Source organism: Micromonospora pisi (assembly GCF_003633685.1).
In the GTDB taxonomy this organism is placed as follows: domain Bacteria; phylum Actinomycetota; class Actinomycetes; order Mycobacteriales; family Micromonosporaceae; genus Micromonospora_G; species Micromonospora_G pisi.
Window position 1 is genome coordinate 7,261,652 of record NZ_RBKT01000001.1, and the last position, 15,800, is coordinate 7,277,451.

Here is a 15,800-nt window from a genome sequence, read left to right on the forward strand (position 1 = left end):
GGGAAATTCCCACCCCTGTCCGCCATGGGGCCCCTATTACTCGACCCCTAGCTGACACCCCTGATCCGCTATTTCTCTTGGTGCTGTTGCGGTAGTCATGTCCTGGGCGAGTCGCGTGCAGGATTCGTGTGCGCGGCAAGGAGGCTTTGAATGTTGCGTTCCGAACTGATCCGGCCGGTGCCCGAACTCATACGGGCGGGCGCCGATCGGCACGGTGACAAGATTGCTTTCCTCGACGCGCAGCGTGGCGTGACGTACCGCGAACTGGATCTGCGGACCGCCCGGTTGGGCGGGCACCTGAGTGGACTCGGGTTGGGCCGTGGCGACCGGGCGATGATCCTCCTGGACAACCGCGTCGAGGTGGTGGAGAGCTATCTGGCCATCACCCGCGCCAGCGCGGTCGGGGTGCCGGTCAACCCGCACCTGTCCGCGACCGAGGTGGCACATGTACGCGACGACAGCGGTGCCCGGCTGATCATCACCGATTCCGCCCACCTGAACCGGGTCGAGCCGCTGATGTCGGGACCGGACGGCCTGAAGGTGGTGCTGGTCGGGTCGGTCGAGGATGCGACGCGGGCCGGTTGCTCCCACTTCGAGGAACTGGCGACCACCGAGCCGGTCACGCCGACCAGGGACGACCTGGGATTGGACGAGCCTGCCTGGATGCTCTACACCTCGGGCACCACGGGGCAGCCCAGAGGCGTGCTCTCGGCGCAACGCGCCGGACTGTGGTCGGTAGCGGCGTGTTATGCCCCGATCCTCGGTCTGTCCGACAAGGATCGGCTGCTCTGGCCGATGCCACTCTTCCACAGCCTCGCGCACGTACTGTGCGTGCTCGGTGTGACAGCGGTCGGGGCGACCGCACGGATCTTGCCCGGCTTCGCGGCCGAAGAGGTGCTCGACGAGCTTCGCGACGGTTCGTGGACCGTGCTGGCGGGCGTTCCAACCATGTACCGCGAGCTTGTCCGTGTTGCCGGTGGCCGGGTGGAGGCACCCGCGTTGCGGGTCTGCCTCTCCGGCGGGGCCGTCACACCCCCGGAGCTCTGGAGAACCGCGGAGGACGCGTTCGGCGTGCCGTTGATCGACAACTATGGCAGTACCGAGACCTCGGGCGCGATCGCTACCACCTGGCCGACGGGCACCCGGCTCTCGGGCTCGTGCGGCCTGCCGGTCCCGGGACTGGCGGTGCGTCTGGTCGACGCGCGGACCGGGCGCGACGTACCGGTCGGCGCCGAGGGGGAGGTGTGGGTCAGCGGTCCGAACGTGATGCTCGGCTATCACGAACAGCCGGACGCGACCGCCGAGGTGCTTACCGACGGCTGGTACCACACCGGTGACCTCGCCACCCGTGACGAGCTCGGCTACCTCACCATCCGGGGACGGACACGCGAACTGATCATCCGCGGTGCGGAGAACATCCACCCGGGGGAGATCGAGAACGTCCTGCGCGCGATCGAGGGCGTGGCCGACGCGGCCGTCCGTGGGGTGCCCGACGAGGCGCTCGGTGAGGTCCCCGTCGCGTTCCTGATCCCACGGGTACCGGGTGCGCTGGACGCCGACCGTGTCTTCGCCGAGTGCCGGCAGCGGCTCGCCTACTTCAAGGTGCCCGAGCGGCTTCACGAGGTGAGCGAGATCCCCCGCACCCCGTCGGGCAAGACCATCCGCTACCTGTTGGACGAACTGCCGGCCACGCTGTTGGCGTCCCGTACCGAGCAGTCCGAACCGCCGCGCCGGGAGCCCGACAGCTCCGTCGCGGCGACCGAGTTGCGACAGCGTGTGGGACAGATGAGCACGGTGGACGTGCGTGCGTTCATGGTCGATCTGGTGCTGACCGAGGTGGGCAACCTGGTCGGTCGCCCGGAGGTCACGGCCCGCCCGTCGGACCTCGCGTTCCAGGAGCTCGGATTCGACTCCCGCGCGGTGGTCGAGTTGCGCAACCGGTTGGTGGCCGCTACCGGCCTGGACCTGCCCGCCACCGTGGCGTTCAACCACCCGACGCCGCAGGCACTGGCCGAGCGACTGACCGATGAACTGTTCGGCCGACCACGGCCGACCAGGACGGCTCCGGCACCGCAGGCTCCGGCCGACGAACCGATCGCGATCGTCGGAATGGCCTGCCGCCTGCCCGGGGGCATCCGATCGCCGGAGGACCTGTGGCGGCTCGTGTCCGAAGGCGGCGAAGTGATCACCGCCTTCCCGACCGACCGGGGCTGGCCGTTGGAGAGCCTCTACGATCCCGACCCGGATCAGCCCGGCAAGTCGTACGTGCGCCAGGGCGGTTTCCTGGACGGTGCCGGCGACTTCGACGCCGACTTCTTCGGGATCTCGCCCCGGGAGGCGCTCGCGACCGACCCACAGCAACGGCTGCTGCTGGAGGCGTCCTGGGAGGCGTTCGAGCAGGCCGGAATCGACCCGGAGCTGGTCCGGGGCGACCGGGTCGGCGTGTTCGCCGGAGTGATGTTCCACGACTACGCGTTCCGGCCGGACGAGGTGCCCGATGACGTACAGGGCTACCTCAGCGTCGGTAGCGCGGCGAGTGTGGCGTCCGGCCGGGTGGCGTACACCCTTGGGCTGACCGGGCCGGCAGTGACCGTCGACACCGCCTGCTCGTCTTCACTGGTTGCGTTGCACCTGGCGGGCCAGGCGCTGCGGCAGGGCGAATGCAGCCTCGCCCTGGCCGGCGGAGTGAGTGTGATGGCCACGCCGGACGCGTTCATCGCCTCCAGCCGGCAGCGGGCGTTGGCTCCCGACGGCCGGTGCAAGGCGTTCGGTGCGGAGGCGGACGGGACCGTCTTCGCCGAGGGCGTGGGCATGCTCCTGCTGGAGCGGCTCTCCGATGCGCGCCGCAACGGGCACCAGGTGCTCGCGCTGGTGCGTGGCTCGGCAGTGAATCAGGACGGCGCCAGTAACGGCCTGACCGCCCCGAGCGGAGCCGCCCAGCAGGCAGTGATCCGGCAGGCACTGAGCAACGCCGGGCTGTCCTCAGCCCAGGTCGACGCCGTGGAGGCGCACGGTACGGGCACCCGGCTGGGCGACCCGATCGAAGCCGAGGCGCTGCTCGCGACGTACGGACAGGACCGCTCGGCCGACGTACCGCTGTGGCTCGGGTCGGTCAAGTCGAACATCGGGCACACGCAGGCCGCAGCCGGCGTCACCGGCGTCATCAAGATGGTGCTCGCCATGCGGTACGGCGTCCTGCCGCGCACGCTGCACGTCGACCGTCCGACGCCGCACGTCAACTGGTCCACCGGCGCGGTGTCGCTGCTCGCCGGGAGCGAGCGGTGGCCACAGCTCGGTCGACCCAGCCGGGCGGGCGTGTCTTCCTTCGGCGTGAGCGGCACGAACGCCCACGTCATCCTCGAGGGTGTACCCGCGCCGCCCGACCGGGTCCGGCCCGACGGCGTCGGCTCGGCACCGGGTCCCTGGCTGCTGTCCGGTAGGGGCGAGCAGGGACTCCGGGCACAGGCCAGACGGCTGCGGGACCACGTCGAGGCGTACCCCGATCTGAATCTCACTGACGTCGGGTTCTCGCTGGCGACCCGGCGGGCCAGGTTGTCGCACCGGGCGGCGGTGCTCGGCGGTGACCGGAACTCGATCCTGGCGGGCCTCGCGGGGATAGGCAGCGGCGAGGCTCGTCCCGACGTCGTGGAGGGCACCCCGGTCGTCCACGGCGACCGGGTGGTGTTCGTCTTTCCCGGGCAGGGATCGCAATGGGTCGGAATGGCTCGGGACCTGCTTCACTCGTCGCCGGTGTTCGCCGAGTCGGTACGCGCCTGCGGGCTGGCGCTGGCCGAGTTCGTCGACTGGTCCGTGGAGGATGTGCTTCGCGGGCTCCCAGGAGCACCGTCGATGTCCCGGCTGGACGTGGTACAGCCAGCGCTGTTCACCGTGATGGTGTCCCTGGCCGCCGTGTGGCGCTCGTACGGCGTCCAACCGGCGGCGGTGGTCGGACATTCACAGGGCGAGATCGCCGCCGCGTACGTAGCGGGTGCCTTGTCCTTGGGCGACGCCGCCCGGGTAGTCACGATGCGTAGTCGGGCGTGGTTGCGGCTCGCCGGTCAGGGCGCGATGATCTCCGTGTTGGCGCCGGCCGCCGAGGTGGCCGAGCGGCTCGTGCCCTGGGGCGACCGGCTGGCGGTGGCCGTGGTCAACGGGCCCGCCTCGGTGGCGGTGTCCGGTGACGTCCCGGCGTTGACGGAGTTGCTGGCCACGCTGGACGCGGCCGGTGTCCGGGCCCGGTGGGTGCCCGGCGCGGACGGCGCCGGACACTCGGCGCAGGTCGAGGTGTTGCGGGAAGAGCTGCGGGAGGTGCTGTCCCCGGTCGCGCCGCGCGCATCGAGCATCCCGTTCTATTCCACGGTTGACGGGGCGCCACTGGAGACGTCTGCGCTCGACGGCGAGTACTGGTACCGCAACATGCGGGAGACGGTTCGATTCGAGCAGGCTGTCCGGAGCCTGGCCACCGACCTGTTCGGCACGTTCATCGAGGTCAGCCCACACCCGGTGCTCACCACGGCGGTGCAGGCGACGGTCGAGGAACTCAACGGCGCTCCGGACACTGTCGCCACCGTGGGCACCCTCCGCCGCGACGACGGTGGTCTCGACCGGCTGCTGGCATCGGTGGCCGAGGCGCATGTGCGTGGGGCTTCCGTCGACTGGCACGCGGTGTACGCCGACCGGCTCGCGCGTGGCACGGACCTGCCGACGTACGCCTTCCAGCGGCGGCGTTTCTGGCTGCCCAGCGGCGGCGGACCCGCCGACGCCGCCAGTCTCGGCCTTGACCGTAGCGACCACCCGTTGTTCGCCGCGTCGCTGGAGCTGGCTGAGGAAGGCGGGCTGGTCCTCACCGGTCGACTGTCACGTAGGGAACAGCCATGGCTCGGTGACCACGTGGTGATGGGCACGGTGTTGATGCCCGGCGCCGTGTTCGTGGAGCTGGCGATCCGGGCTGGCGACCATCTCGGGTGCGACCGCCTCGACGAGCTCACCATCGAGAACCCGCTCGTGCTGGACGAAGAGGGGGCGGTACAGGCTCAGGTCGTCGTAGGACCGGCGGACAGCGAAGGACGCCGTGCCGTCACGATTCATTCCCGACCCGAGGGGCCGACGAATCCCGGACGGTGGGTACGGCACGCCAGTGGATCGTTGAGTGAGACGGGGCAGCCGGCGCCTGCGCCGCTGTCGCAATGGCCGCCGGTGGGGGCGATTCCGGTGCCGGTGGAGGACTTCTATCCACGCCTCGCCGCCGTCGGTGTCGCGTACGGCCCGGTGTTCCAGGGGCTGCGAGCGGCCTGGCGGCGGGACGCCGAGATCTTCGCCGAGGTCGCGCTCCCATCCGACCACCAGGACGAGGCGGCCGAGTACGGCCTGCATCCCGCGCTCCTCGACGCCGCGTTGCAACCGACGGAACTCGACCCGACCGGCCGGGACGCGGAGAACGGGCGGCTCGCCTTCTCCTGGGCCGGAACGACCCTGCACACGGCCGGGGCGTCCGCGCTGCGGGTACGGCTCACCCCCGTGTCCCCGGACGTGATCTCGTTGATGGCGACCGACGAGTGGGGCAGCCCCGTCCTGTCGGTCGAGGCCCTGACACTGCGGCCCGCCTCCGCCGAACACCTGCGCGCCGCCGGCGGCGAATCGGACGGTGCCCTGTTCCGTCAGGACTGGGTGGCGGCGCCCGCCGGTCCACTCTCCCCGACCATGACGCCCACCTGGGCCGTCCTGGCCGGCGCGGAGGCCGTCGTCGGCACGACGTCAGCGGCCGGCTATCCCGATCTGGCGGCCCTGACCTCGGCGCTGGAGACGGGCGCGGCAGTGCCCGACCTGGTTGTCGCGGCACCAACCCTGCCCGGACCAACGGGCGACCTGCCCACGGCGGTACGCGCCAACCTCCTCGCGGTACTCGAACTCCTCCGCGCCTGGCTCGCCCAGGACCGGCTCGCCCACGCCCGGTTGGTGCTGGTGACCAGGGGCGCCGTCGCTGTTGGTCCTGAGGAGATCCCGGATCCGGTGGGTGCCGCCGTGTGGGGCCTGGTGCGATCGGCGCAGTCCGAGCATCCGGACCGGATCCTCCTGGTGGACGTCGACGAATCGGTGTCCGGCGCGATCCCGGACCTCGCCGATCGGCACGAACCGCAGCTCGCGGTCCGTGCCGGCGACGTGCTGGCGCCCCGGCTGACGCGGTTGCCCCGGGCGGGTGACGGGCCGTCGTCGGTGTGGGACCACCGTGGCACCGTTCTGGTAACCGGCGGCACGGGGGGACTTGGCCGACTCGTGGCCCGTCACCTGGTCACCCGCTGGAACGTACGGCGGTTGCTGCTGGTGAGCCGGAGCGGACCGGCCGCGCCGGGCGCCGAGACGCTGGTGGCCGAACTCGTCGCGCTGGGCGCGGCGGCGGTCGTCGTCGCGGGCGATGTGGCCGATCGGGAATCCCTGGCCGAGGTGCTGGCGTCCGTGCCGCCCGAGCATCCCCTGGTCGCCGTCGTGCACGCGGCCGGGGTCGTGGCGGACGGCGTTGTCGAGAAGCTGACGCCGGAACAGCTCGACCGGGTGCTGGCACCGAAGGTCGCGGGCGCGATCAACCTGTACGAACTGACCAAGCACCTGGACCTACGCGCCTTCGTACTGTTCTCGTCCGCGGCGGCGGTCCTCGGCGCGGGCGGACAGGGTGGGTACGCGGCGGGCAACGCCGTCCTGGACGCGCTCGCCCATCGGTGGCGGGTCGCCGGGACACCGGCCCACGCGCTCGGCTGGGGTATGTGGGCCGAGAGCGCGGGCATGGCCGGCCGGCTGGCCGAGCACGACCTGCGGCGCCTGGAGCGGCTCGGCACCGCCGCGCTCACCGCCGAACAGGCCCTCACCCTGTTCGACCTCGCCGTCGGCGGTGCCGAGGCGGTGGTCCTCCCGTTGCGGTTGCAGGCCACGGCACTGGCCACCCAGTCCCAGGAGGGGACCCTGCCGGCGGTGCTGCGAGGACTGGTCCCCGCCGCGGTACGCCCAACCGTGCGGTCGAGAACCGACGGGCGGCGCGACCCGGTCGTCGACCGTTTCGCCGGCGTGTCCGGACCCGAGCGGGAACGGTTGCTGGAGGACCTTGTCCGCCGGAACGCCGCCGCCGTGCTGGGCCACACCTCGGTGGACTCCGTCGCGTCCGACCGTGCCTTCAAGGATCTCGGCTTCGACTCACTGACCGCCGTGGAGCTGCGCAACAGACTCCGTACCGCGACCGGGCTGCGGCTGCCGGCAACCCTGGTCTTCGACTACCCGACCACCGACCAGCTCGCGGCCAAGCTGAACGTACTGCTGGGCGGAGCGGCTCCGGCGGACGTCGGGGAAGCCCCCACCCCGCCCGCTGTGGCCGACGACCCGATCGCGATCGTCAGTGTCGCCTGCCGCTTCCCGGGCGCGAACTCGCCGGACGACCTGTGGCGTCTCCTCGTCGAAGGCGGTGACGCGATCACCGATCTGCCAGATGATCGCGGGTGGGACACAGCGAGTCTGTTCGACGACGACCCGGACGCGCCGGGCAAGAGCTATGTGCGTTCCGGTGGTTTTCTCACCGGCGTCGCCGACTTCGACGCGGAGTTTTTCGGGATCTCGCCCCGCGAGGCGGTGGCGATGGATCCGCAACAACGCCTGCTGCTGGAGCTGGCGTGGGAGGTGGTGGAGCGGGCCGGAATCGACCCGTTGTCGTTGCGGGGCAGCCAGACCGGGGTGTTCGCGGGGACCAGCGGCCAGGACTACACACCCCGCGCCGACCAGGCGCCCGAGGAGGTCGAGGGCTACCTGGCGACCAGCGGCATCAGCAGCGTCCTGTCCGGCCGGGTGTCGTACGTGCTGGGGCTCGAGGGTCCGGCCGTGACGGTCGACACCGCCTGTTCGTCGTCGTTGGTGGCGCTGCACCTCGCCGCGCAGGCACTACGTCAGGGCGAGTGTGACCTTGCTCTGGCCGGCGGTGTGACCGTCATGGGATCCCCTGCGGCCCTGGTCACGTTCAGCCGGCAGCGTGGACTCGCGTCGGATGGGCGGTGCAAGCCGTTCGCCGAGGCCGCCGACGGCTTCGGCGTCTCGGAGGGCGTGGGGGTGATCCTGCTGGAGCGCCTCTCCGACGCGGTACGCCACGGTCGCCGGATCCTGGCGGTGGTACGTGGGTCCGCGGTCAACCAGGACGGCGCGTCGAACGGGTTGACCGCCCCGAACGGCCCTTCGCAGCAGCGGGTGATCACCCGCGCGTTGGCGAGTGCCGGAGTGTCGGCCGCCGACGTGGACGTGGTGGAGGCGCACGGCACGGGCACGACCCTGGGCGACCCGATCGAGGCGCAGGCGCTGCTGGCGACGTACGGGCAGGGCCGACCGGCGGACCGGCCACTGCTGTTGGGGTCGGTGAAGTCGAACATCGGCCACACCCAGGCGGCGGCTGGCGCGGCCGGTCTGCTCAAGACGGTGCTGGCGATGCAGCGCGCGACGGTTCCCCGGACCCTGCACGTGGACTCGCCCACCTCACGGGTGGACTGGTCCTCCGGCGCGGTTGAACTGGTCACGTCGGCCCGTGCCTGGCCGGACACCGACCGGCCCCGTCGGGCCGGGGTGTCGTCCTTCGGTATCAGTGGCACCAACGTGCACGTCATTCTCGAACAGGCCCCGCCCGCCGTGGCCGACATGCCGGCCCAGACCGGACGCGAACCGCTGATCTTCCCCATCTCCGCGAAGTCCGAGCAGGCGCTGCGGGCGCAGGCGGAGCGGCTGCGGTCCGTGGTGGAAGGGCAAGCCGAGCCACGGCTCGCGGACATCGCCCGGTCGCTCGCCACGACCCGGTCGGCGTTCGGGCAACGGGCGGCGGTCGTCGCCCGGGACCGGGACGACCTGCTGTCCCGGCTGTCCGCGCTCGCAGCGGGCGCGGATGCCGCCGGCCTGGTGCGGGGCGTCGCCAAACCGGCGGCGAGCCGGGTCGTGTTCGTCTTTCCCGGGCAGGGGGCGCAGTGGATCGGCATGGGTCGGGAACTGCTCGACTCGTCTCCCGCCTTCGCCGACTCGATCCGCAGCTGCGCCACGGCGCTTTCCGAGTTCGTCGGCTGGGACCTGATGGCGGTGCTGCGCGGAAGCCCCGACGCACCGTCGACCGACCGGGTCGACGTGGTGCAGCCGTTGTCGTTCGCGGTGATGGTGTCGCTGGCCGCGCTCTGGGAGTCGCACGGTGTATGGCCGTCCGCCGTGGTGGGTCACTCCCAGGGCGAGATCGCGGCGGCGTACGTGGCCGGGGTGTTGTCGCTGCGCGACGCCTGCCGGGTGGTGGCGTTGCGCAGCCAGGCACTGTCGGCGCTGGCCGGACGCGGCGGCATGGTGTCGATCGCGCTCGCCGAGGAGATGGTGCACGACCTGATCGAGAGGTGGCACGGAGCTGTCGCCGTGGCGGCGGTCAACGGTCCGACGTCGGTCGTGGTGTCCGGTCACGCTGACGCGTTGGACGAACTGGTCGGCTGGTGCGCCGGCGAGGGCGTCCGCGCCCGGAGGATCGCGGTGAACTACGCCTCCCACTCCGCCGCCGTGGAGGAGATCCGGGACGAGGTGCTCGAGCTGATCGGCCCGATCGAGCCGCTCCCCGCACGGGTGCCGCTGATCTCCACCGTCGACGGTGAGTGGATCGACGGCACCGGAATGGACACCGAGTACTGGTATCGGAACCTGCGCCAGACCGTACGTTTCGGCCGTGCCGTCGACGTTCTGCTGGCCGCGGGGCATGAGGTCTTCGTCGAGGTGAGCCCGCATCCGGTGCTCGGTGTCGCGGTGCAGGAGGCCGCCGAGCTGGCTGGTGTCGTCGCGACGAGCCTGGGCACCCTGCGACGCGACGAGGGAACCCGGTTCACCACCTCGCTGGCCGAGGCGTGGGCCGCGGGCGTGCGCGTCGACTGGGCCGGGGTCTTCCCGGCCGGCGGGTGGGTGGAGCTGCCCACCTACGCGTTCCAGCGGAGACGGTACTGGTTGGGGGCCGGGCCGGCCAGGTCGGACGCGGCCAGCCTGGGACTCGCAGCGGCCGGTCATCCGATGCTCGGTGCGGCCGTCCGTCCGGCCGGCGGCTCAGGTCTCCTGCTGACCGCGCGCCTGTCGCGGCAAGCGCACCCCTGGCTGGCCGACCACGCGGTACGAGGCCGGGTCATCCTGCCGGGCACGGCCTTCGTCGAGCTCGCGATCCACGCCGGGGACATGGTCGGTTGCGGTCGCCTGGAGGAGTTGACGCTCGTCAGACCCCTGCCGGTGCCGGCGCTGGGCGCTACCCAGCTCCAGCTTTCGGTCGGCGCGCCGGACGAGTCGGGCCGGCGAGCACTGGAGGTGTACGGACAACCCGCGGACACCGGCCCGGACGAGCCGTGGACCGCGTACGCCGCAGGCGTTCTGAGTCCGGACACCGGTCATGCCGCCGTCGATCCGGACCTGACGCAATGGCCGCCCGGTGACGCGTTGGAGCTCTCCGTGGATGGTTTCTACCAGCGGCTGGCGTCGACCGGCCTCGAGTACGGTCCCGTGTTCAGGGGGCTGGAAGCGGTCTGGCAGCGCGGCGACGAGATCTTCGCCGAGGTACGGCTACCGGCCGGCCTGGACGGCGAGGCGGCCCGCTTCGGCCTGCATCCGGCGCTGCTCGACACGGCGTTGCAAGCCTCGCGGTTCCTTGGGACCGACGAGGACGAGCAACGGCTCGCATTCCTGTGGAGCGGTATATCGCTGCACCGCGTCGGCGCGTCGCAACTACGGATCCGGCTGGCCCGGCTCGGTCCCGGCGAGTTCTCGCTCACCGCGGCCGACGCGACCGGGCAGCCGGTCGCCACGGTGGCGTCACTCGTCACCCGACCGCTCGTAGCGGACCCGGACGGCGACCCACCGGTCATTCCGCGTGATTCGTTGTTCCGGGTGGAATGGCACCCCGTCCCGCCCGTGGCGCACCACGTCGGGGATCTGGTCGAACTGCCCGACGGCGGAGTCACAGCGCTCAGCAGCGCTCTCGGGGAGAACGGTCCGTGGCCCGCGACGGTTGTCATGAAATCCACGGCGCGGCCGGGGCACGACCTGGCCGTGGAGGTGCGCGAGACCACGCGAAACGCGGTGACACTGCTGCGGGACTGGCTCGCCGAGGAACGGCTGGCCCGGTCGCGACTGGTGTTCCTGACTCATGGGGCGGTCGCCGCGCGACCCGGTGACGATGTGTCGGACCTCGCCGGCGCGGCGCTGCACGGCTTGGTGCGTACCGCCCAGTCGGAACATCCCGGTCAGTTCTTCCTCGTAGACGTGGACGATCCGGCCGAAGCGGACCTTGCGCAGGTGCTGGCGGTCGCGGTGGGCTCGGCCGAGCCGCAGCTCGCCGTACGCGAGGGACGGGTGCTGGCCGCGCGGCTGGCCAAGGTTGCCTCACCGTCGCGAGAGACAGGACCGTTGTTCGGACCATCGGACGTGGTACTGGTGACGGGTGCCACCGGCGGACTCGGCCGTCTGGTCGCGCGGCATCTGGCGGTCGAGCACGGAATTCGTGACCTGGTACTGGTCAGCCGCAGTGGCCGGGAAGCCGAGGGCGCCCAGGAACTGGAGACCGAACTCACCGCGCTCGGGGTCAACGTGCACCTTCGGGCGTGTGACGTGACCGACCGGAACGCACTGGCCGCCCTCTTCGCCCAGCACCGGATATCGGCCGTGGTGCACGCCGCCGGCCTGCTCGACGACGGCGTGCTCGAGAACCTGACCGCGGACCAGGTCGACCGTGTCCTGCTCCCGAAGGTGGACGCGGCGCTGCACCTACACGAGCTGACCAGAGAGCTGGACATCTCCGCCTTCGTCCTCTTCTCCGCCGCCGCCACCACCTTCGGCAACGCGGGTCAGGCCGCCTATTCCGCCGCCAACGGATTCCTGGACGCGTTTGCCCAGCACCGCCGCGCACAGGGGATGCCGGCCGTCTCCCTGGCCTGGGGCCTGTGGGCGGAGGAACACGGCATGGGGGCGCGCCTGGCCGAAGCGGACATTCGTCGGGTTGTCGAGAAGGGCACCGCTGCGATCCCGATCGCCGACGGTCTGGCCCTGTTCGACGCGGCGTGCGGACTCGGCGAGGCGGCCCTGGTGCCGGTACGGCTGAATCTGGAGCACCTGCGTGCCAAGGCCCGTACCGAGCCGGTGCCGGCACTGCTCCGGCACCTCGTACCGGCCACGACAAGGGCGGCCGCCCGGTCGGCCAGCGAGGAGTCGGGACTCGCCGCACGGCTCGCCCGGATGGCACCGGACGAGCGGGACCGCGTACTGCGGGACCTGGTACGAGCGAGCGTCGCGGCAGTGCTCGGCCACTCCTCCGCCGAGGAGGTGCGACCGGATCGCGTGTTCAAGGATTTGGGATTCGACTCGTTGACGGCGGTCGAGCTGCGAAACCGGCTCAACGCCGCGACCGGACTCCGGCTACCGGCGACGCTGGTGTTCGACCATCCGACGGCGGCGTCTGTCGCCGACTACCTGCGGGAGCGCCTGACGGAAGGGACGGCCGACGCGCCCGCTGCGGCGGCACCCGTTCCGGCGGATGCCGGCGACCCGGTGGCCATCGTCGCGATGGCCTGCCGGTTCCCCGGCGGGGTCAGCAGTCCCGAAGAGCTGTGGCAGTTGCTTGTCGACGGTTCGGACGCGGTCACGACGCTGCCGACCGACCGGGGTTGGGACATCGACCGGATCTTCGACCCGGAGATGTCCCGCCCAGGTACGACCTACACGCAGTTCGGCGGTTTCCTCGACTCTGTGGCCGACTTCGACCCGGGCTTCTTCGGTATCTCTCCCCGCGAGGCACTGGCGATGGATCCGCAGCAGCGGTTGCTGCTGGAGACGTCGTGGGAAGCGGTCGAGCGCGCCGGCATCGACCCGTTGACGCTCAAGGGAAGCCAGACCGGGGTCTTCGTCGGGTCGGTGTACCAGGACTACGTGCGGCGGGTGCGTGAGGCGCCCTCGGGGCTCGAACCGTACCTGGGCAATGGCAGCGCCGCGAGCATCGCGTCCGGCCGGATCGCCTACGCCCTCGGGCTCGAGGGTCCCGCCGTCACCGTCGACACGGCGTGTTCGTCGTCGCTGGTCGCGTTGCACCTCGCGGTGGAGGCGGTGCGGCGGGGCGAGTGCGATCTTGCCTTGGCCGGTGGTGTGACCGTCATGTCCACCCCCGAGGCGTTCATCGAGTTCAGCCGGCAGCGTGGCCTGGCGGCCGATGGGCGGTGCAAGGCGTTCTCCGAAGCGGCGGACGGGGCCGGCTTCGCCGAGGGTGTGGGTGTGCTTTTGGTGGAGCGTTTGTCGGATGCGGTGCGGGGTGGTCGTCGGGTGTTGGCGGTGGTGCGGGGTTCGGCGGTGAATCAGGATGGTGCGTCGAATGGTTTGACGGCGCCTAATGGTCCGTCGCAGCAGCGGGTGATTCGGCGGGCGTTGTTGTCGGCGGGTTTGTCGGTGTCGGATGTGGATGTGGTGGAGGCGCATGGTACGGGGACTCGGTTGGGGGATCCGATTGAGGCTCAGGCGTTGTTGGCGACGTATGGGCGGGGTCGTGTTGGTGGTCCGTTGTTGTTGGGTTCGGTGAAGTCGAATATTGGTCATACGCAGGCGGCTGCTGGTGTGGCTGGTGTGATGAAGATGGTGTTGGCGTTGGGGCGTGGGGTGGTGCCTTCGACGTTGCATGTGGATGTTCCGACGCCGGAGGTGGATTGGTCGTCGGGTGGGGTGGAGTTGGTTCGTGAGTTGTGTGATTGGCCGGTGGTGGGCCGGCCGCGTCGGGCGGGGGTGTCGTCGTTCGGTATCAGCGGCACGAACGCGCACGTCATTCTCGAACAGGCACCCGAAACGGCGGAGGCCGATTCCGGCGGCGGCGCGGACGGACCCTTCCTGCTGCCGCTGGCCGCTGTTTCGGGCAGTGGGCTCCGGGCCCAGGCCGCCACGCTCAATGAGTTCCTGACGCACCGACCCGAACTGGCACTGGGAGACGTCGGGTGGTCTCTCGCGTCCACCCGCGCCGCCCTTGGCTACCGCTCCTTCGTCGCAGGCACGGACCGCGCCCAGTTGCTCGGCGGCCTCGCCGAACTCGCCGCCGGCGAGGTCGAACCCACGTCGGCGGTCGGTGACCCGCGGGTGGTGTTCGTGTTTCCGGGGCAGGGGACGCAGTGGGTGGGTATGGCGGTGGAGTTGTTGGATTCGTCGGTGGTGTTTGCGGATTCGTTGCGGGCTTGTGCGGAGGTGATGGGTTCTTTTGTGGATTGGGATGTGTTGGAGGTGTTGCGGGGTGTGGCGGGTGCGCCGTCGTTGGAGCGGGTGGATGTGGTGCAGCCGGTGTCGTTTGCGGTGATGGTGTCGTTGGCGGCGTTGTGGCGGTCGTGTGGGGTGGAGCCGGCGGCGGTGGTGGGGCATTCGCAGGGTGAGATCGCGGCGGCTTGTGTGGCGGGGGTTTTGTCTTTGGTGGATGCGTGTCGGGTGGTGGTGTTGCGGAGTCGGGCTTTGCGGGTGTTGGCGGGGCGGGGTGGGATGGTGTCGTTGGGGTTGTCGGTGGGTGAGGCGGAGGGGTTTGTTTCGGGGTGGGTGGGGCGGTTGTCGGTGGCGGCGGTGAATGGTCCGTTGTCGGTGGTGGTGAGTGGTGATGTGGGGGCGTGTGAGGAGTTGTTGGTTCGGGCGGGTGAGGTGGGTGTGCGGGCTCGGCGGGTGGCGGTGGATTATGCGTCGCATTCGGTGGCGGTTGAGGAGATCCGGTCGCGGGTGGTGGGGGATTTGGCGGTGGTGGTGCCGGGTCGGGCGGAGGTGCCGTTTTATTCGACGGTTTCTGGTGGGTGGTTGGATGGTGGGGAGTTGGTGGGGGAGTACTGGTATCGGAATCTGCGTGAGCGGGTGGGTTTTGAGCAGGCGACTCGGGCTTTGCTTGCTGAGGGGCACAACGTCTTCATTGAGGCGTCCGCACATCCGGTGCTGACGACGAGCATCCAAGACATGATCGAGGACACCGGTTCCACCGCCCACACCGTCGGCAGCATTCGCCGCGACGACGGTGGCCTGGACCGGTTCCACGCCTCCGTCGGCGCGAGCTGGGCGGCCGGCGCACCCGTCGACTGGGCCGCGTTGTTTCGCGACGCCCGCCGGGTGGACCTGCCGACCTATCCATTCCAACGGCGGCGCTTCTGGCTCGACTCCACACCGTCGTACGGGGAACTCGCCCCAGCAGACGCCCGGTTCTGGGCCGCGGTGGAACGTCAGGACCTCACCGAACTCGCGACCACCCTCGGCGTCGCCCAGGACGACCTGCGTGCCGCTCTACCCGCGCTCGCCTCGTGGCGCAACCGCCACCGGGCGGAGGTCGAACCCGTCCTGGACGAGACACCTCCCGATGCGGACACCGCCTTGCGTACCCGCCTGGCCCGGGTTCCCGGGCAGGAGCAGCAACAGTTCCTCGTCGACCTGATCCGGGAGCGGGCCGCCGCCGTACTCGGACACGATCGCTCCGACGAGGTGGAGCCCGGACGCCGGTTCCTGGAGATCGGCTTCAACTCGCTCAGCGCGGTGGAACTACGGGACCGGCTCGCCGCCGTAACCGGCCTGAAATTGCCGTCCACCCTGCTGTTCGACCACCCGACGATCACCGCCCTGGCGACGCATCTGCGTCAACGACTGCTCGACCAACCCCCGGTCCATGACCCAGAACCGGCGGAGCGGGACACCGCCCACCTGGGCGAGGACGACGATTCCCGCATCGACGAAATGGACGTACGCGACCTGATGCAGATGGTGCGCGAAGGCCGGGAGAGCTGATGAACCGGGAAGGTACG

The 15,800-nt window shown here is 70.7% G+C and carries 1 protein-coding gene; it reads left to right on the forward strand.

The window, feature by feature from the left end; translation table 11 throughout:
• Nucleotides 1-150: 150 nt before the first annotated feature.
• Nucleotides 151-15,783 carry a type I polyketide synthase gene (locus BDK92_RS31420; RefSeq protein WP_121160001.1) on the forward strand — a complete coding sequence of 5,211 codons (15,633 nt, stop codon included), beginning with the start codon at nt 151-153 and terminating at the stop codon, nt 15,781-15,783.
• The last annotated feature ends 17 nt before the right edge of the window (nt 15,784-15,800 follow it).